This window comes from Bailinhaonella thermotolerans (assembly GCF_003594875.1).
GTDB lineage: Bacteria > Actinomycetota > Actinomycetes > Streptosporangiales > Streptosporangiaceae > Bailinhaonella > Bailinhaonella thermotolerans.
Window position 1 is genome coordinate 633,018 of the sequence record NZ_QZEY01000001.1, and the last position, 17,053, is coordinate 650,070.

General features: G+C 73.1%; 19 protein-coding genes. 12 read left to right on the forward strand and 7 right to left on the reverse strand.

What is annotated here, in order from left to right:
• Positions 1-66 precede the first annotated feature (66 nt).
• From D5H75_RS03115 to D5H75_RS03125, 3 genes are all read right to left on the reverse strand, one after another.
• The gene (locus tag D5H75_RS03115; protein ID WP_422673082.1) at positions 67-972 is read right to left on the reverse strand and encodes a sigma-70 family RNA polymerase sigma factor; all 906 of its coding nucleotides are present in this window, start codon (positions 970-972) and stop codon (positions 67-69) included.
• An 86-nt stretch (positions 973-1,058) separates the two neighbouring features.
• Complete coding sequence (locus tag D5H75_RS03120; protein WP_147425048.1) at positions 1,059-1,649, reverse strand: hypothetical protein; 591 nt, start codon at positions 1,647-1,649, stop codon at positions 1,059-1,061.
• A 208-nt stretch (positions 1,650-1,857) separates the two neighbouring features.
• Positions 1,858-2,763 (reverse strand): LysR family transcriptional regulator, encoded by a 906-nt coding sequence (locus tag D5H75_RS03125; protein ID WP_119924762.1) that lies wholly within the window; start codon positions 2,761-2,763, stop codon positions 1,858-1,860.
• Positions 2,764-2,942: 179 nt separating this feature from the next.
• On the opposite strand from D5H75_RS03125, the gene D5H75_RS03130 reads away from it, so the two are divergent.
• The 5 genes from D5H75_RS03130 to D5H75_RS03150 all read left to right on the forward strand — a co-directional run bounded on the left by D5H75_RS03130 (position 2,943) and on the right by D5H75_RS03150 (position 7,541).
• Positions 2,943-3,404: a carboxymuconolactone decarboxylase family protein gene (locus D5H75_RS03130; RefSeq protein WP_119924763.1), complete on the forward strand. Its 462-nt coding sequence runs from the start codon at positions 2,943-2,945 to the stop codon at positions 3,402-3,404.
• 128 nt (positions 3,405-3,532) lie between these two features.
• Complete coding sequence (locus D5H75_RS03135) at positions 3,533-4,237, forward strand: SDR family oxidoreductase (protein ID WP_119924764.1); 705 nt, start codon at positions 3,533-3,535, stop codon at positions 4,235-4,237.
• A 154-nt stretch (positions 4,238-4,391) separates the two neighbouring features.
• Positions 4,392-5,540, forward strand: a complete 1,149-nt coding sequence (locus D5H75_RS03140) for a serine hydrolase domain-containing protein (protein ID WP_119924765.1) — start codon at positions 4,392-4,394, stop codon at positions 5,538-5,540.
• A gap of 9 nt (positions 5,541-5,549) precedes the next feature.
• A complete protein-coding gene (locus D5H75_RS03145) occupies positions 5,550-6,989 on the forward strand; it encodes an MFS transporter (protein WP_119924766.1) in 1,440 nt (479 codons plus the stop codon).
• 69 nt (positions 6,990-7,058) lie between these two features.
• The gene (locus D5H75_RS03150; RefSeq protein WP_119924767.1) at positions 7,059-7,541 is read left to right on the forward strand and encodes a carboxymuconolactone decarboxylase family protein; all 483 of its coding nucleotides are present in this window, start codon (positions 7,059-7,061) and stop codon (positions 7,539-7,541) included.
• A gap of 245 nt (positions 7,542-7,786) precedes the next feature.
• Here the strand turns inward: D5H75_RS03150 and D5H75_RS03155 are convergent, their stop codons facing one another.
• Positions 7,787-8,212, reverse strand: coding sequence for a hypothetical protein (locus D5H75_RS03155; RefSeq protein ID WP_119924768.1), 426 nt, complete (start codon positions 8,210-8,212; stop codon positions 7,787-7,789).
• Between the two features lie 516 nt (positions 8,213-8,728).
• Here D5H75_RS03155 and D5H75_RS03160 point away from each other — a divergent pair.
• A complete protein-coding gene (locus D5H75_RS03160; RefSeq protein WP_242453949.1) occupies positions 8,729-8,941 on the forward strand; it encodes a hypothetical protein in 213 nt (70 codons plus the stop codon).
• A 122-nt stretch (positions 8,942-9,063) separates the two neighbouring features.
• Here the strand turns inward: D5H75_RS03160 and D5H75_RS03165 are convergent, their stop codons facing one another.
• Entirely contained in the window at positions 9,064-10,254 is a 1,191-nt protein-coding gene (locus D5H75_RS03165; protein WP_119924769.1) for a monodechloroaminopyrrolnitrin synthase PrnB family protein, read from the reverse strand.
• Positions 10,255-10,282: 28 nt separating this feature from the next.
• Here D5H75_RS03165 and pdxR point away from each other — a divergent pair, with 28 nt between their 5' ends.
• Positions 10,283-11,917 carry a MocR-like pyridoxine biosynthesis transcription factor PdxR gene (gene pdxR / locus D5H75_RS03170; RefSeq protein WP_119924770.1) on the forward strand — a complete coding sequence of 545 codons (1,635 nt, stop codon included), beginning with the start codon at positions 10,283-10,285 and terminating at the stop codon, positions 11,915-11,917.
• Between the two features lie 24 nt (positions 11,918-11,941).
• On the opposite strand, the gene D5H75_RS03175 is transcribed toward pdxR, so the two are convergent.
• Positions 11,942-12,337, reverse strand: coding sequence for a VOC family protein (locus D5H75_RS03175; RefSeq protein ID WP_119925193.1), 396 nt, complete (start codon positions 12,335-12,337; stop codon positions 11,942-11,944).
• Positions 12,338-12,492: 155 nt separating this feature from the next.
• Here D5H75_RS03175 and D5H75_RS03180 point away from each other — a divergent pair, with 155 nt between their 5' ends.
• The 4 genes from D5H75_RS03180 (at position 12,493) to D5H75_RS03195 (ending at position 15,023) form a co-directional block, all read left to right on the forward strand.
• Positions 12,493-13,116, forward strand: a complete 624-nt coding sequence (locus D5H75_RS03180) for a GntR family transcriptional regulator (protein ID WP_119924771.1) — start codon at positions 12,493-12,495, stop codon at positions 13,114-13,116.
• A 20-nt stretch (positions 13,117-13,136) separates the two neighbouring features.
• A complete protein-coding gene (locus tag D5H75_RS03185; protein WP_119924772.1) occupies positions 13,137-13,604 on the forward strand; it encodes an OsmC family protein in 468 nt (155 codons plus the stop codon).
• Positions 13,605-14,004: 400 nt separating this feature from the next.
• Positions 14,005-14,436 carry a maleylpyruvate isomerase N-terminal domain-containing protein gene (locus D5H75_RS03190; RefSeq protein WP_202637771.1) on the forward strand — a complete coding sequence of 144 codons (432 nt, stop codon included), beginning with the start codon at positions 14,005-14,007 and terminating at the stop codon, positions 14,434-14,436.
• 314 nt (positions 14,437-14,750) lie between these two features.
• Complete coding sequence (locus D5H75_RS03195) at positions 14,751-15,023, forward strand: GlsB/YeaQ/YmgE family stress response membrane protein (protein ID WP_119924774.1); 273 nt, start codon at positions 14,751-14,753, stop codon at positions 15,021-15,023.
• 319 nt (positions 15,024-15,342) lie between these two features.
• Here the strand turns inward: D5H75_RS03195 and D5H75_RS03200 are convergent, their stop codons facing one another.
• On the reverse strand, positions 15,343-15,498 hold the full coding sequence (locus tag D5H75_RS03200; RefSeq protein ID WP_202637772.1) for a hypothetical protein: 156 nt from the start codon (positions 15,496-15,498) through the stop codon (positions 15,343-15,345).
• 895 nt (positions 15,499-16,393) lie between these two features.
• Between D5H75_RS03200 and folE the strand changes: the two genes are divergently transcribed.
• Positions 16,394-17,008, forward strand: coding sequence for a GTP cyclohydrolase I (folE, locus tag D5H75_RS03210; protein ID WP_147425049.1), 615 nt, complete (start codon positions 16,394-16,396; stop codon positions 17,006-17,008).
• The last annotated feature ends 45 nt before the right edge of the window (positions 17,009-17,053 follow it).

Genomic DNA, 17,053 nt, shown 5'->3' on the forward strand with positions numbered 1-17,053 from the left:
CCGATCATGGCGCATCGGCGCCCCCGGGGACGCCTCGCCCCGGGTCCGGGTGACGGCCGGCGGGCCTCACGGCTCCAGGCCGGCGAGGTCGAGGCGGGCCAGCCGGTCGGGGTCGGACAGGATGTCGATCGTGGCGATCCGGCCGTCGGAGATGGTGAAGCTCATGACGGAGAAGAGCTCGCCGCCGATGGTGTTGACCAGGCCGGCCAGGCCGTTGACGAGCGCCGGGTGGGTGGTGGCGCTGGTGGCCATGCGCTGGAAGGTGGCCAGTTGCCCGGCCACGGCCGCGGCGCCCCGGATGACCTTCAGCCCGCCGGTGAGCGCCCCGCCGTCGGCGCGCAGCACCACGCCGGGGTCCAGGACGGACAGGAGCGCCTCGAAGTCGCCGCCGCGCGCGGCGGCCAGGAACGCGTCCACGACGCGGCGCTGGTCGGCCGGGTCGGGGTCGGGGCTGGGGGCCGCGCCGCGGACCCGCCGGCGGGCGCGGCTGGCGAGCTTCTTGGCGGTGGCGGGGGTGCGGTCCACGATGGGCGCGATCTGCTCGAACGGCAGGCCGAACATGTCGTGGAGCACGAACGCCAGCCGTTCGGCCGGGGTCAGGGACTCCAGCACGACCAGCAGCGCCAGCCCGACCGAGTCGGCCAGCAGCGCCTCCTGCTCCGGGTCGGCGGCGCCGATCCGGCTGACCACCGGATCGGGCAGGCGCTCCTCCAGCGGCTCCTCGCCCCGGACCTTGCGGGCGCGCAGCATGTCCAGGCAGACCCGGCCGACCACGGTGGTCAGCCAGCCGCCCAGGTTGCCGATGTCACCGGCGTCCGAGCGCGCCAGCCGCAGCCAGGCCTCCTGGACCGCGTCCTCGGCCTCGCTCAGCGAGCCGAGCATGCGGTAGGCGACCGCCCTCAGCCGGGGGCGGTGCCCCTCGAACCGGTCGGCCAGCAGGTCAGGGGACGTCACGGTCTCGATCCTCTCCATCGGCGAACGTCTGGGTCGTACCGGTGACGGATCGAACCGGGGAAAGGTGACCGCGAGCCGCGCCGCTCCGTGCCCAGGCGGGCGGCCTACCGTACGGCCAGGGCGCGGAACCGCCGGTGCGCGTAGAGGACCGATCCGGACAGCAGGACGACGCCGGACAGCACACCGCTCACGAACGGCACCCAGTCCACGGCCCCCGTCCGGGCCATGACGAGCCCGGCCAGGCCCAGCAGGGTCAGCCCGGCCCCGGGGATCAGGATGCTGACCGCCCGCCAGACCGGCCACAGCGCGACGAAGTGCACGCCGACGATGAGCGCCGTCCAGGCCACGCCCGCCTGCGCCGGCCACTCCAGCAGGCGCAGCACCTGGATGCCGCCGAACAGCGCGATCGCCTCCAGCACGACGATCACCACGTACCCGCGGCCGAACATCGCGCCGCCCGCCTCGCCGCCGCCCGCGCCACCGCCCGCGCCGCCGCCGGCCGCGTCCCCGGGCGCCGCCCCGGCCCTGGCCCGCCGTACGGCCATGAACCACATGACGCCGACGCTCGCCGCTCCCAGGCCCGCGAGCACGCGGAGGACCGTTCCAGCCAGGGGCGCGAGCGGCGCGCCGGCGTTGACGGCCACGAAGACCATTCCGAACACGGCGCCGATCAGCACCCCGGTCAAACGTTGCATGATCGGAGATCGTAGCGGTGGGTCCAGACGGCGAGACGGCGGGTGATCGGCGACGACGATCGAGCTGGGCCACGGTGTGCTGCCAGAGCTCCAACGCCGCCGCCGTCGCCACCTGCCGGTCGGCCGGCCTCACGGAGCTGCCCGGACGACGGGACCTGTGCCGCGGCGCCTGAGACATCCGGCGTGGGCGGGCCGGGGCGGGACCCCTTCAGGCGGCGCCGCCGGTGGCCGTGCGGGGTCCCAGCTCGCGGACGACCTGGGCCAGGGCGCGGACGAGGCCGGTCTCCGCCTCGCTGCGCCAGACGAGCGCGTACGGCAGGGGCGCCAGGTCGCGGACGGGCAGGTAGACGATGTCGGGACGGTTCCCGTACCGCGCCATGTGGGCCGGGAAGCAGGTGACGATCTCCCCCATGCTGGTCATGCTGAGGATCTCCTCGGTGTTCTGCACGAGGGGGCCGCGCGGAATCGATCGGCCGTTGCGGGTCCGGGGCGGGACGTAGCTGTCGAACCAGTAGTCGGGCCTGGACTCGACGTCGGGGTGCTGGAAGTCGCTCACCTCCTCCAGCGAGACGGAGGTGCGCGCGGCCAGTTCGTGGCCGGCGCTGACGGCCAGCACGCGTGACTCGGCGTACAGGACCGGGCCTACGGTGAGGTCGGGCTCCTCGACGGGCAGCCAGGCGACCAGGACGTCGACGTCGCCTCGGCGCAGCGCCCCGAACGGGTCGCTGAAGGCCGGGTGCCGGATGCGCAGCGTCCAGCCGGGATGGCGGGCGCGGAAGGCGTCCCAATAGGCGCGCAGGTCGTGGACGTTGAGGGGCAGCATGCCCACGCGCAGCACGGCGGTGATGCCCCGGGCGGCCAGGCGGGCTCGTTCGAGGCTGTCGCGCAGGCCGGCGTAGACGGGCCCCAGGTCGTCGCGCAGTTGCCGGCCGAGCGGGGTGAGGCGGACCTGACGGCGGTTGGAGCGGTCGAACAGCTCGCCGCCCAGGCGGCGTTCCTGCTGGCTGATCGCCTGGCTGACCCGCGCCTGGGACACGTGCAACCGCTCCGCCGCCCGGCCGAAATGCAGCTCCTCGGCCAGGGTCAGGAAGATCTCGATGTCCCGCAGCTCCACTGACGCCCTCTCTTGTCATAACACGAGCGTTATCGGCACGTGCGCGAAGTCTACGTTGATCCCCATCCGCGCTTCTACGAGGGTTGACGCAGGTCACGGGCGGTCCACCACCGCGGCGGCGAACACCGGCACGCCGGCATGCCCCCGGACCACCAAACCCCTCGTGGAAGGAATCAATCATGCACGCGCGAATGACCAACCCCGCCTACGTGCTGCCGGACGGGATGAAGGGCATCGGAGCGATCTTCAAGGCGGTCCAGCAGGGCGGCATCGCCCACGAGCTGCAGGAGATCGTGGGCCTGCGCGCCAGCCAGATCAACGGCTGCGGAGCCTGCGTGCACGCCCACACCCAGGCCCTGGTCAAGGCCGGGGAGGGCATCGACCGGATCGCCGCCGTGGCCGCCTGGCGCGAGGCGCCGTTCTTCACCGGCGGCGAGCGGGCCGCGCTGGAGCTGACCGAGGCCGTCACCCGGATGGCGGACCGTTCCGGCGAGGCGGTGGACGACGAGCTGTGGAACCTGGTCGCCGACCACTACGACGAGAGGCAGATCGCCGCGCTGCTCCTGCTCATCGGCGTGACCAACCTGTTCAACCGGCTCAACGCCCCCATCAAGGAGCCCGCCGGGGCCACCTGGGCGTGACCTGGGCCGACTCCCTCGACATGCGGGCCGTCACCCCCTCCCCGGCGGAACCACCCTCCCCATCTCGACGGCCGGCCGATCGCCGCCCGCGCGGCCCATGCCGTCCCCGCCCCCTGGAGCACCACACCATGACCATCATCGCGCTGATCACCGGCGCCACCCGAGGCATCGGCCACGCGACCGCCAAGCTGCTCGCCGAGAACGGCGTCACCGCGATCATCGGCGCCCGCGACACCGTACGTGGCAAGGAGGTCGCCGAGCCGCTCAGCCTGCCGCATGTGCGGATCGACGTCACCGACGCGGACAGCGTCCGGGCGGCGGCCGCCTGGATCGAGCGGGAGTACGGCAGGCTCGACATCCTGATCAACAACGCCGGGATCACCCTCCCCGACGGCCCGCCCGGCGACACCACCGGCGAGGAGGCCAGGCGGGTCTACGAGACCAACGTGCTCGGCGTGATCGAGGTCACCCACGCCATGCTGCCGCTGCTGCGCCGCTCACCGGCGGGACGGATCGTGAACGTCTCCAGCGAGCGCGGCTCGCTCGGCCGCGCCCTGGACCGGGCACATCCGCTGTGGCCGATGCTCAACCTGGCCTACACCTCCTCCAAGGCCGCCCTGAACATGATCACCGTGTCGTACGCCAAGGAGCTGTGGGACACCCCGATCAAGGTCAACGCCGTCGACCCCGGATGGGTCAGGACCGACATCAATCACGGCGCCGGGATCAAGACCCCCGAGGAGGGCGCCGCGCCGATCGTGGCCATGGCGCTGCTGGGCCCCGACGGCCCCACCGCCGCGTTCGTGCGGCACGAGGGACCTCTTCCCTGGTAGCCGGCGGCGCGGACGCGCCCCGGTCTCGATCCCGCGGGCGATCGCGGACCGGCGGCGCGGCACGACAGACACGGGTGACCGCGAGCGCGCCGGTCACCTTCTCTCCGCGGCATCCGTCATGCCGGGGACCGACACACACGAAAGGTTGCTGACGATGAGTGGCACGCAAGTGCACGGAACGGTGGCGGAGGGCTTCGAGCGGGTGCGCGAGGAGTTCGCCGCGGTGGTGGCCGAGCAGGACGGCCAGGTGGGCGCGCAGCTCGCCGTACACGCCGGCGGGCGGCGGGTGGTCGATCTGTGGGCCGGGGACCAGGTGAGCGGCGACACGCTGACCGGCGTCTACTCCTCCACCAAGGGCGCCGCGACGCTGGTGGCGGCGCTGCTGGTCCAGGAGGGGGTTCTCGCCCTCGACGAGCCGGTGGCCCGGTGCTGGCCGGAGTTCGCCGCCGCCGGCAAGGACACGATCACGCTGCGGGACGTGCTCACCCACCGCTCCGGCGTCATCGGCGTCGACGGCGGCCTGACGGCGGACGAGCTCGCCGACGACGCGGTGATCGCCCGCCGCCTGGCCGCCCAGCGGCCGTACTGGCGTCCCGGCTCGGCCTACGGCTACGGCGGCTTCGTCACGTTCGCCCTGGTGAACGAGGTGATCCGGCGCGTGACGGGGCAGTCGCTCCAGCAGGTCTACGAGCGGCGGATCCGGGCCCCCTACGGGCTGGACCTGTATCTGGGGCTGCCCGAGGCCGAGGAGGGCCGGTTCCGGCCGATCCAGTGGTGGACGGCCACCCCCGAGCAGGAGGCCGCGTTCTGGTCCAACCTGCCCGGGCCGCACAGCGTCCTCGGCATCGGGTACGGCCTCAACAGCACGCCGCCGCTGGACCAGGTCGCCTTCGCCAACACCCGCGCCGTCCGCGCCAACGGCCCGGCCTCGGCCGGCGGGGTGGGCAGCGCCCGCGGGCTGGCCGGGCTGTACGCGGCGGCCGTCTGGGGCCTCGGCGGGGAACCCCCGCTGCTCAAGCCGGACACCGTCGCCGAATTCGCCCAGCTTCACTGCGTCGGGGCCGATCTGGTCCGCGGCGAGCAGGGCAGCTACGCGCTCGGCTTCCAGGCCAAGGGCCTGCGGTACGGATTCCTCAGCGCGAACGCCTTCGGCCACGACGGCTCGGCGGGCTCGGAGTCCTTCGCCGACCCCCGCCACGGCATCGCCTTCGGCTACACCCGGCGCCGCTTCGGATTCGCCTGGTCCTACCCCGAGCACGACCGGCTCGCCGCCGCGGTGTACCACGCCGCCACCGCCTCCTGAGGACCGCACATGACCTCGATCGACCCTCCCCGTCCCGCGAGAAGCGGCCTCGCCCTGCTGGTGATCGCCGCCGCGCAACTGCTGATGGTGATGGACGGCACCATCGTCACCGTGGGCCTGCCCGTCATCGGGACCGGGCTCGGCATCCCCGAAGCCGACCTGGACTGGGTGCTCACCGCCTACGCCCTGGCCTTCGGCGGCCTGCTGCTGGCCGGCGGCCGCGCCGGAGACGTGTTCGGCCGGCGCCGGCTGTTCCGCGCCGGGCTCGTGGTCTTCCTGGCCGCCTCCCTGCTGGGCGGCGTGGCCGGCTCGGGGGCCGTGCTGATCGCCGCCCGCGTCCTGCAGGGCGTGGGCGCCGCGATCGTCGCCCCGGCCGCGCTGTCCCTGCTCGCCGACACCTTCCCCGCCGGGCCGGAACGCAACAAGGCGCTCGGCGTCTACGGCGCGATGGGCGGCCTCGGCTCGGTCGCCGGCCTGCTGCTGGGCGGCGCGCTCACCGAGTACCTGGGCTGGCGGTGGATCATGTTCATCAACATCCCCATCGCGCTCCTGGTCCTGGCCGGGACGTTCGCCCTGGTGCCCGGCACCCGCGAGCGCGGCGGCATCGACCTGCCCGGCGCGGCCACCGTGACCCTGGCCCTCGGCTCGCTCGTCTACGCCATCAACCGGGCCGGCTCGCACGGCGTCGGCGACGGGCTCACCCTGACCTTCGGCGCGGCCGCCCTCGCGCTGCTCGCGGCGTTCCTGGTCATCCAGGGCAAGGCGCGCAGCCCGATGCTGCCCTCAGGCGTACTGGCCGATCGCGGCAGGCTCGGCGCCAACCTGGTCATGCTGCTCATGGGCGCCGGGCAACTGGCCACCTTCTACTTCCTCACCCTCTACATGCAGACGATCAAGCAGTACACGCCCATGATCACCGGGCTGGCCTACCTGCCGTTCGCCATCGGCATCGGCGTCGGCTCCGGCCTCGTCGGGCCCAGGCTGCAGGCCCGCGCCTCCACCCGGTCCGTCCTGATGATCGGCATGGCGGTGGCCGCCCTGGCGATGGTCTGGTTCGGCTTCCTCACCCCCGGCCAGAACCCCCTGCTCGTGCTCCTGCCCGCCCAGCTCGCCGGCGGCATCGGCCTGGGCATCGGATTCGTCGCCGCCACCATCGGCGGCGTCCAGGGCGTCGCGCCACGCGACTCCGGCATCGCCTCCGGGCTCGTCAACACCAGCCAGCAGATCGGCGGCGCCCTGGGCCTGGCCGTCCTGGCCGGCATCGCGGTCGCCGCCACCGCGGGCCGGCCGCGGGGCACTCCCCTGCCCGACGCGCTGACCAGCGGCTACACGGCCGGGATGCTCGGCGCGGCCGCGTTCTACCTGGCCGCGATCCTCACCGCCGTCCTGCTCCTGCGCCCCGGCGCCGGCAGCCCGGCCGCGGAGCCGGTCGCCGGCACCTCCCGGTGAGATCACCGGTCACCTTCGTGCTCTGCGATCCGTCAGAGCGACGCACCACCCGCTGAGAAAGGAAACCTCATGACCACCACCGAGTCGCGCCTGCCGAACCCCGCGGTGCTCATCCCCGAGCTCAAGGAGATCGGCGGCGCCCTGTTCAAGGCAACCGGCAACGGCGCCGTCCCGCAGACCACCATCAGCCTGGTCCAGCTCCGCGCCGGGCAGATCGCCGGCAGCACCTACCTGACGGTCCTGCACACCGGCAAGCTCCGCGACGCCGGCGCCACCGAGCAGGCCATCACCGCCGTCGCCTCCTGGCGCGACGCGCCGTACTTCACCCCCGCCGAACGCGTCGCCCTCGAACTCGTCGAGGCCGTCCTCACCCCGAACCCGGCCGGCGAGCGCGTCCCCGACGAGCTGTACGCCCGCGCGGCCGAGCAGTACGACGACAAGGCCCTGGCCACCCTCATCATGGCCATCGGCCAGGTCTGCTTCTTCCTCCCGCTGGCCCTCATCGGCAAGCCCCTCCCCGGCGTCTCCCCCGCCGAGCAGTGGCGGCCGTAAGCCGGCGAGACCTCGCTCAGGGTGAGGCACGCCCCGCGCCTCACCCTGAGCGCCACCCCCGAAACCGCCGCGACATGCGGATCGAGGACGGAGCTGTCGCGGCATCCGGTGAGAGCGCTTCGGGAGCGGCCATTCTCGGGGCCCCTCTCAAGAAGAAGGCGCATCGTCGGAGAAACCAGCCCAGCGGCCCAACGGGGAAGCCAAGCCGGCATTCAAGCCTGACTTCCGTACCGGAGCGACTCTACTCACTCGAAATTCAGTCGCGCCACGATGCCATTGAACGATTCCGCGCTAAAGTATCCCTCTTCAAAGGAGACGACCCAAGTGCCGCTGTCCAGCGCACGCACCTCAACAATCGGGCGCTCCTCGCCGGCCGTTGCACTTCCTCCACTTGATTCCGTCTCGTCCACGGAGAATATGGTGCAGTCGTGTGTCTGCTCGAGCTGTGCGGCGAACTCTCTCAAGGCCGGCCAAGATAGGGCATAGCCGCGCCCCTCGGCGCGAACAAGCCCTTCGAATTGCTCCATGGACATGTCGTGCGGGGCAACACCCACGCCCCAGAACTCCCGCACAACCCACACCCATCGGTTGTCCGGAAGACGATCGAGGATGTCGATCAGCTGTATCAGCCTCCCGGAGGGCTGATGCATCGGGAAGCTGACATCCCTCATGGATCATGTCCTTCCCGAACTCCGGAGGACCGCTGTCTCCAGCGCCCGGGCCGCCGCTCAGATGAGACGCGGGAAAGCTTAATCGACCTGATGTCGATCGAGCCGGCGGGGCAGGTCCGTCCTCCCCATCGCGGTCTGCGTTCCGGCCGTCGCCCACGTCGGCGGCGCCGTCTCTACCTCGCACCCGACGAGCGCGCGGAGGCTCCTGCCCGTATCACCGGCGGGCGCCCTCCTGGGGGTGTACGTTGTCATCCAGGCTGAAGTGCCATCACCGCAGGTCACGCTCCTTCGCCGGGCGGCGCTGGGCCCAAGGAAGTGCTTCGGCCGGCTTCTCCACAGGTTCGACGGGGCCCGGCTTCGCTCTCCTCTGCGAGCCGAGTCTGCACCGCCTCGGTGCGACGTCAAGCGATCACGATCCGGCGGGTCTTGGGGGGCTTCGGAAAGATCTCCCCCGTTGTGCGGGCGTTCATGGGGCGAGTGGCCGCATACTGGGAGGTAATGAGGCGTACTAAAGCCGTGGTCCGGCGTCCCCTGCCTGGTAGTCCCTTCAACAAGTTCGCGGTCACCCCGCCGCCGCTCGAGCAGTTCGTCGTGGAGGATCGTGTCACCCACGACAAGTACGGCCTGGGCTCGGTGGTCGGGGTCGAGGAGGACGTCGCCGTTCTCGTCGACTTCGGCTCGGGGACTCATCGCATCCCCGTGCCGTCGTCCAAGCTGTTCAAACTCTGACGGCACCGCACACCGTGGTCGGATCGACCGCCCGACGCCTGAGCCACCGGCGCCGGGCTCGTCGACGCCAGGGGTCTCACCCGCATCGGCTCCGGTGAGACCTCGCTCGAACGACCCGCCGTTCAGGAGTCCAGGGCCCGGCGGAGGCGGTCGAGCGACGCGGACGCGCTGGTGAGGCCGGGGCGGCGGCGGGCGGAGCGGAGGTCGCTCAGCCGGTCGAGCATGGCGATCACCGCCTCCAGCGGGGGCCCGCTGGAGGTCACTTCGCCCTCCGCGTTCTGGGCCGGGGTCTCCAGGAAGGGCTTGACGAGCCGGTGGTGGTGGAACGTGTAGGCCGCCCCGTGTGACCGGCACACGGCCAGGAAGAGCTCCGCGTTGCGCCGCAGCCGCGGCGGGAGCGGGCCGGCGTCCATCTCGGCCAGGAAGGCGTCCAGCAGCGAGGGGATCATGACCGCCCGGCTCAGCCGCCCCTGGTCCTCCGGCGGGACGTAAGGGCGCTTCTCGGCCAGGACGCGCTGGTAGAACGGGTCCCGCGCGTCACAGAGGCCGAGCAGGAGATCGATCTCGTTGATCCCGGAGAAGTCGCCGGCGTTCACCCCTCGGTACTCCACGCCGCCGACCCGGTAGGGCTTGAAGTACGGCCTGATGTTGAGGAAGAACCGCCCGGGGTCCAGCTCCCCGCTGAGCGCGCGGTTGAACGCGAGCACGTCGTCGAGGGCGGCCCGCGCCCCCTCCAGCAGGTACGTCGCCAGCGGGCTCGACACGCCCAGCGCGGGGATGGGCGCGAGCGCGGCGGCGGCCCGCTGGTAGGCCAGCACCCCCAGCCCGTTGTACGTCACGAAGACGTGCTCGTCCGGCAGGGACGTGAAGGTCGGGTAGGCGTCGCGGACCGCCCGGTTGTACAGGCTCTGATGGGCGAAGACGTAGCGGGGGGCGACCCCGAGCGAGGTGCCCAGCACCTGCGACAGCACCCCGGCCGACGGATCGGGCGCCTCGACCTCGTGCCGGCGCAGCGCCGCGAGGTAGAACCCCACCCGGCCGAGCAGCTCGTACCTCTCCTCCGGATCGGCGGGGACGCTCCCGTCCCCGGCCAGGCGGCCGATCAGCTCGGCCCCCTCGCGCGCGAGGGCCTCCTTGATCTCCTCCAGGTCCCGCCGGCCGGTCACGAGCTCCCTGCCCGCGGCGAAGTACGCCTCTTCGAGCGCGGTGTTGTACTCGACGAACTCGCGCCTGATCCACTGGTCGTACAGGGCGGCCGGTCCCTCCGGGATCACCGTCCGCCCGTCACTGGAAATGATCGTCGATGTCTGCATACGGGTAGCCTCGGGCCAGAATGGCCCGATGAACAGGTCCAGATCGGCTCGCTCGGACAGGTCCAATACGGCCGCGGGTTCGGACTTCCTCCAGCTCGACGCCGGCGAGGCCCCGCCCGGAGGGATCGCCGACTGGCTCGCCCTGCGGCTGCGAGGCGCCATCGCCGAGGGACTGCTCCCCGTGGGCAGCCGCCTGCCGGCCACCCGGGTGCTCGCCGCCGACCTGCGCGTCTCACGCGGGGTCGTCACCGAGGCGTACCGCCGCCTGGCCGAGGACGGCCACGTCGCCGGGCGCGGAAGGGCCGGCACCGTGGTCGTCGCCGTGCCCCCGGCCGTCCCGGAGATCCCGCCGGGCGCTCCGCCGTACGGCCGGCCGCCGGGCGCTCCGCCGTACGGCAGGCCGCGACCCGCCGCCCGGACCCCGGCGCGCTCCGGCGGCGAGGCGGCGAGCCCGGCCGGGCCGTTCGCCGGTGCGCCCGGGGACGACGTCTTCGAGGTCATGCGGGCCCTCCCCGCGCGGATCGATCTGTCCCCCGGCCTGCCCGACCTGGCCGCCTTCCCGCGCGCCGCGTGGCTGCGGGCCGAGCGCGCGGTGCTGGCCGGCCTCCCGTCCACCGGCTTCGGGTACGGCGACCCGCGCGGCGCGCCCGAACTGCGGCGCGCGGTGGCGAACTGGCTCGCCCGCAACCGCGGGATCAGGGCCGACCCGGACGAGGTGCTGATCGTCTCCGGCACCGCCCAGGCGCTCGGGCTGTTCGCGCGGGTGCTCACCGCGCGCGGCCTCCGCGAGGTGGCGGTGGAGGACCCCGGATCCCTCGGCGCCCGGCAGCACCTGCTGCACTGGGGGCTGCGGACCCCGCCGATCCCGGTGGACGACGACGGCGTCCGCGCAGACCTCCTGCTCGCGCGCGGCGCACCCGCCGTACTGCTGACGCCGGCCCACCAGTTCCCGACCGGGGTGGTGCTCAGCGGCGCCCGCCGCCGCGCGCTGATGCGGTGGGCGGGCGAGGGCGGGCTGATCATCGAGGACGACTACGACGCCGAGCACCGGTACGACCGGCCGCCGGTGCCCGCCCTGCGGTCGGTGCTCCCCGACCGGGTCTGGTATGCCGGGAGCGCATCCAAGCTCCTGGCCCCCGCGCTGCGGGTGGGGTGGGTGCTCGTGCCCCGGGAGCACCACGACGACCTGGTGGCCGCCAAGCGCTTCGCCGACCTCGGCAACGCCGTGCTGCCGCAACTCGTGCTGGCCCGGCTGATGGAGTCCGGCGAGCTGGAGCGGCATCTGCGGTTCCTGCGCCGCCGGCACAGGCGCCGCCGGGACGCGATGATCGGGGCGATCCGCGCGCACCTGCCCGGCGCCCTCGTCCACGGAGCCGCGGCGGGCCTGCACCTGACGATCACCTTCGAGCACGGGCCGGGCGACGTGGAACTGGCCGCCGCCGCCCTGGAGCGCGGGATCAAGGTGCACCCCCTGTCCTGGCACGCCCAGCGTCCCGGCCGCCCCGGCCTCGTCCTCGGCTACGCCGCCAGCCCTCCGACCGCGATCACCGAGGCCATCGCCGTCCTCGGCGAGCTCCTGTCCCCGGCCCCGCCACGCCGGGCGGCTCCGCGCTGGCACCACGGGCTCGCCTTTCCGGAGCACGGCGGGCTCCGGAACGGCTGACGCCCTCCCAGGCCGGGCGAGACGTCACCGAGGGCGATGGGCGCGGATGTCCACCGGCCGCCCGTCGGGGTCGCGAGCCGTCATCGTCCACTGCGCGGGGAGCGTCTGGATCTCCCCGACCGGCCACCCGGCCGCAAGGATCCGTTCGCGCAGCTCGGCCAGCCGGGCGTGGGTGGCCACGCGCAGGCCCCAGCCCGCCCCGCCCAGGGGGTCGAGGTCGAAGGCGGGCACGGCGGCGGTCTCGACGATCATCAGATGGTCGGCCCCGCCGACGTCGAGGACCGCGACCCGCGGATCAGCGGAGGTCGCCCCGCGCTCGAACGCGAGCCTGGCCCCGAGCAACTCCGTGTAGTACGCCACGAGCCGGTCGAGATCGGTCGTGGCCAGCGTCAGATGGTTGATTCCGAGCAGATCGGTCATGATCAGTCGAGCGTAGCCCAGCACCACGCGCGGCCGGCGGTCTCGCCCGGAGGTGGCACGACACGACACGGCAGGCGAATCGGGAATTCCCAGGTCAGAGAGGTTCAGAACACCCGAGTCCATCGTTTGCATGCAATGTATGCAAAGATGGGGACATGCAGAACGACGTGGCGCACGAGCGCCTGCGCGCCCTGATCCTCGACGGCACGTATCCGCCGGGGGCCAGGCTCACGGAGCTCGACGCGGCTGCCGTACTCCAGATGTCGCGCACGCCGGTGCGCGAGGCGCTCCGCGCCTTGGCCGCCGACGGCCTCGTGCGCCCGACCGGGCGGGGCGTCGTCGTGGCCGCGCTGGAGCCTGACGAGCTGGAGGACGCCTACCAGGTGCGGGCCGCGCTCGAAGCGCTCACCGCCGAGACGGCCGCGGCCCGCCAGCGCGACGGTCTCATCGCCCCCGCCGACCTGAAGGCCCTGGCCACCCTCGCCACCGCCACCGCCCAGGCCACCGCCGACGGGCACCTGACGGAGGCGATCGGCCTCAACCGCCGCTTCCACCGGCGCGTCGCCGAGCTGGCCGGCAACGCGATCGCCCTGGAGACCCTGGACCGGGTCTGGGACCGGATCCACGTCTCCACCCTGCGCTCCCTGCGCCCCTCCGACCGCCCCGCCCAGGTCGCGGCCCAGCACGACGACCTGCTCGCCGCGATCGCCGGAGGCCGTACCGACGACGCGGCCCGCATCGCCCGCCTGCACGTGCTCGACACGCGCGCCACCCGATAACCGAGAGGAAAGAGGCCCCCATGCCCCGCCAGCACACCTACGAGACCACCGTGACCTGGACCGGCAACCGAGGCACCGGCACCAGCGGTTACCGCGACTACGGCCGCGACCACGATCTGGCCGCCGACGGCCCCGTCACCATCGCCGGCAGCTCCGACCCCGCCTTCCGCGGCGACCCCTCCCGCTGGAACCCCGAGCAGCTCCTCGTCGGCGCGCTCTCGCAGTGCCACATGCTCTGGTACCTGCACAAGTGCGCCGCCGAGGGCGTCGTGGTCACCGCGTACGAGGACCGGGCGCACGGCGTCATGGCCGAGACGGCGGACGGCGGCCAGTTCACCGAGGTGACCCTCCACCCGCACGTCACCGTCGCCTCCCCCGACATGGTCGAGACCGCCCAGCGCCTGCACGCCGACGCGCACGCGGCCTGCTTCATCGCCCGCTCGGTCAACTTCCCCGTCCACCACAAGCCGACCGTCGTCACCGCCTGACCGCCGGCACCAGTATGGCGCCCGCCTCACCGCCCGCCCCCTCGGCGGCAGGCCCCGCTCGGCTCCGGACCGCTCGGCACCGGGACCGCTCGGCTCCGGGACCGCTCGGCTCCGGGAGGCCCCGCTCGCCCCGGGGGCCGGGCGGGGCCTCCCCGGGGCGGGTACGGCGAGGCGGCGTACGGCCTCAGGCGTCTTCTACCTGTGATCGAGCAGTCCCATCCCCGACAGGAGGAACCATGGCCCCGGCCGGATCCGGCCACACGCCCGGGTGCTCCGGCGTGGACGCCTCGCGAGCGCGGCCCTTCCACCGGGAGACCCCCCGCGTGCCTCCGCATCCCGCCGGCGCCGAATGACGACCCCGCCGAGGCCCTCCCGCGGTGACACCGCCCTCTGGCCCCTGGTGTACGCCGAACGGGCGGCGCTGGCGGCCGACCTCACGGCCCTGACCGAGGACCAGTGGGCGACCCCGTCCCTGTGCGAAGGACTCACGGTCCGCGAGGTACTCGCCCACCTCACCGCGGAAACCCTCGACCCCGCGCCACGGCCACCCGGCACGACCTCCCGCCACTGCGGCTCCGATCGCCAGGCGCGGATGCGGCTGTCCCGGCACCTCGGCACCACCCCCGCCGACACCCTGGCCCGCTTCTGCCGCGTGATCACAACCCGCGCCGACCCCCGCCTACCGGTGCCGCCGATCCTCGCCGAACTGACAGCCCACGGCGAACACATCCGCCACCCCCTGGCGATCCCCCACCCCCACGACATCCGGACCCTCACCCAGGCCGCCGCCCCGTCCGCACCCACCTGGCGGCCGGCCCACCCCGCCGACTAGAAGGGCGGCTCGTGCAGGGGTGCTCTGTCGGCGTTCCAGAAGCCATCCCAGGAGTCGGCTTCCTGTTCCGCTGTTCCCATCGCGTCCTTCAGTGACGTGATGTCCTCGGCGCGACCGGCTCTCCCGGATCGCGGGTGCGTCGCGCACCCGGAAGCCCGGCTCATGCTTTTCCGGTATTTCTCGCGCTCCGGGCGGCTCGATACGGTGTGCGGACGGCCGCCCGCCCGCCGCCGGGGACCGGGGGCGGAACCCGGGACCGGGATGGCTCGTTCTCCAGGTGTCGACGCCTCATGGCATGGTCAGGGGGATAAGGCGTGGAAGTGACGGGAATCTTCTCGGCGATCGTCATCGGCCTGGTGATCGGGGGGCTCGGGCGTCTGCTGGTGCCGGGACGCCAGCGGATCCCGGTCTGGCTGACGATCGTGATCGGCGTGATCGCCGCTCTCATCGGCACCGCGATCGCCGGTGTGCTCGGGGTGGCCAACACCAGCGGCATCGACTGGCTCGAGTTGCTCGTCCAGATCGTGCTCGCGGCGATGGGCGTCATCGGCGCGGCGAACGTGTACGGCCGACGCCGCGTGCGGTAGGGGCCACGCGCTCTTCACAGCGCCTCCGGCACGCTCTCCTGGCGGCCTGCGCCCTGGCGAGGTGAAACGGGAGTCCGTGCCCCCGGGCTGAGCTCTCGCTCCGGCCGGCCGACGGCCCGCCCCGAGGCCAGAGCAGCCCGCCGCGTCAGCGCGGGCCGCTCGTTCGGGAGGTGCCCGCGAGCGTTGGCCGCCGCTCGGTGAACTCCATGAACCGCTCGATCGGGGCGGCCGTTCTCACGGTTCCCGGAGATCCATGTCGGGTTGCCCTCGCGGGCGTGATGGCCGGGACCGGCGGCCTGCGCTTGCCGTACCGGATTCGTCAGGATGCCGGGGTGAGCAGGGCGCGGGCGGCCCGCTCGGCCTCGGGGGGCGCGGTGGCGATGACCGCGTCCAGGGTGGTGCGGGCGGTCTCCAGTTCGTGGATGGCCGCCTGGATGCGGGCGCGTTCGCGGTGGAGGTCGAGCGCGGTCGTCACCCTGGCCCTGGCCGTACTCGCCTTGGTGGCCCTTCGCGGACAACCCCCGGCCGCGGAACCCGCACCCGCCGAGGCGGCGGAGGTTCTCGACCAGGCCTGAGACCACCCCCTCGGCGTCTTTTCACGAAAGCGTACTGAAGCGCGGAAATGAGCGCCGGTGAATCGCGGCGCTCTTGGCGAAGAGGAAATGGCGGCAAAGGTCCGCTTTTGGTGGAACGCCTGAGTTCGACGGTGCTGGCGGGCCGGGACGGCGGGCCGGGAACCGGCGGGGCCGAACCCAAAGAAGTCGCAAAGTCGATGCGAACGCCCTGGTCAAACGGGGTGCGCCGGGTTACGTTCTCTTCAACGGCAGGTAACGGAGCAGGCAGAACCGGGTGGACGCAAGGTCCCCGAGATGCCGGGCATCCAGACCTGGATTACGGGCGCGCCGCCGCCCGGCATAGAAGTCCCCCAGTTTTTCGCTCCCCGGTTTCGCGTCGGGAGCGCGCAGAATTCCCGCCGGCCGACCGCCCATGTTCCCGATGTCGATTTTCGTGTGCGCCCGCACGCTTCCGATTACCCGTGAATCCTCTGCGAGGTGTGATGACGCATCAGATCCGTGCCCGGCACGAGTTCGAGACCGCCCACCGGCCCACCGCGCCACCCCACGGTCGAGACCGCCGCCGTGATGCCCGGGCGGGCCGGCCAGGACGTCCCGCGTGATGAGCGGTGCGCCCGGGCGCGGCCGTCCCTCATGTGCGCGTCCGGGGAGCCGCACGTGAACGCGGCGGAGCACGGCCCCGCCGCACCGGCTCACGCGGAGATCGGCGCGGCGGGCCTGGAACGCGAGCTCGCGGAGGCGGATTGACCGCCGGGCCGAGCAGTCAGGAAGGCAGTCGAACAGGGAGGACCGAACGTGACACTCGATGAGCTCAGTGCCGTGGACCGCGAGCTGCGAACCGGCCGGCGCGACTTCGAGGGGGCCTGGCTGCACGCCCGCGGGCTGATGGACGCCCTGGGGTTTCCGGTGGACTCGCCCGGCATGGCGGGCACGGCGCGGCGGCTCGTCCAGGCGCTCGACGAGCTGACCTCCGGCATGCACGAGGACCCGGGGCGGCACCTGCTTGTCACGTTCCCGCCCGAGGCGGAGAAGCAGGGGATGATCGCGGTGACGGACATCCCGTTCATCTCGGTCTGCGAGCACCATCTCCTGCCGTTCACCGGCACCGCCGACGTCGCCTACGTCCCGGCCCCCGGCGCGCCCGTCGTCGGCCTGTCCAAGCTCGCCCGCCTGGTCCAGGGGTACGCCGCCCGGCCGCAACTCCAGGAGCGGCTGGGAGAGCAGATCGTGAGCGCGATCGCCGACCGGCTGGAGACCAGCGGCGCGGCCTGCCGGCTCCGGGCCGAGCACGCCTGCCTGACCCTGCGCGGGGCCAGGGCGGCGGGAGCCCGCATGGTCACCATCCACGTCAAGGGCGTGTTCGAGACCGACGCCGAGGCCCGCGCCGAGTTCGTCGAGCTGAGCTCGTAGGAGCCGCGCGGCCCGCGCCGCACCCGGCACCGCGCACCCGACACC

Excerpts from the sequence above, each read along its gene's own strand:
- D5H75_RS03115 (WP_422673082.1), bottom strand. The coding sequence starts at position 972 with ATGGAGAGGATCGAGACCGTGACGTCCCCTGACCTGCTGGCCGACCGG.
- D5H75_RS03120 (WP_147425048.1), bottom strand. The coding sequence starts at position 1,649 with ATGCAACGTTTGACCGGGGTGCTGATCGGCGCCGTGTTCGGAATGGTC.
- D5H75_RS03130 (WP_119924763.1), top strand. The coding sequence starts at position 2,943 with ATGCACGCGCGAATGACCAACCCCGCCTACGTGCTGCCGGACGGGATG.
- D5H75_RS03135 (WP_119924764.1), top strand. The coding sequence starts at position 3,533 with ATGACCATCATCGCGCTGATCACCGGCGCCACCCGAGGCATCGGCCAC.
- D5H75_RS03140 (WP_119924765.1), top strand. The coding sequence starts at position 4,392 with ATGAGTGGCACGCAAGTGCACGGAACGGTGGCGGAGGGCTTCGAGCGG.
- D5H75_RS03145 (WP_119924766.1), top strand. The coding sequence starts at position 5,550 with ATGACCTCGATCGACCCTCCCCGTCCCGCGAGAAGCGGCCTCGCCCTG.
- D5H75_RS03150 (WP_119924767.1), top strand. The coding sequence starts at position 7,059 with ATGACCACCACCGAGTCGCGCCTGCCGAACCCCGCGGTGCTCATCCCC.
- D5H75_RS03155 (WP_119924768.1), bottom strand. The coding sequence starts at position 8,212 with ATGAGGGATGTCAGCTTCCCGATGCATCAGCCCTCCGGGAGGCTGATA.
- D5H75_RS03165 (WP_119924769.1), bottom strand. The coding sequence starts at position 10,254 with ATGCAGACATCGACGATCATTTCCAGTGACGGGCGGACGGTGATCCCG.
- pdxR (WP_119924770.1), top strand. The coding sequence starts at position 10,283 with ATGAACAGGTCCAGATCGGCTCGCTCGGACAGGTCCAATACGGCCGCG.
- D5H75_RS03175 (WP_119925193.1), bottom strand. The coding sequence starts at position 12,337 with ATGACCGATCTGCTCGGAATCAACCATCTGACGCTGGCCACGACCGAT.
- D5H75_RS03180 (WP_119924771.1), top strand. The coding sequence starts at position 12,493 with ATGCAGAACGACGTGGCGCACGAGCGCCTGCGCGCCCTGATCCTCGAC.
- D5H75_RS03185 (WP_119924772.1), top strand. The coding sequence starts at position 13,137 with ATGCCCCGCCAGCACACCTACGAGACCACCGTGACCTGGACCGGCAAC.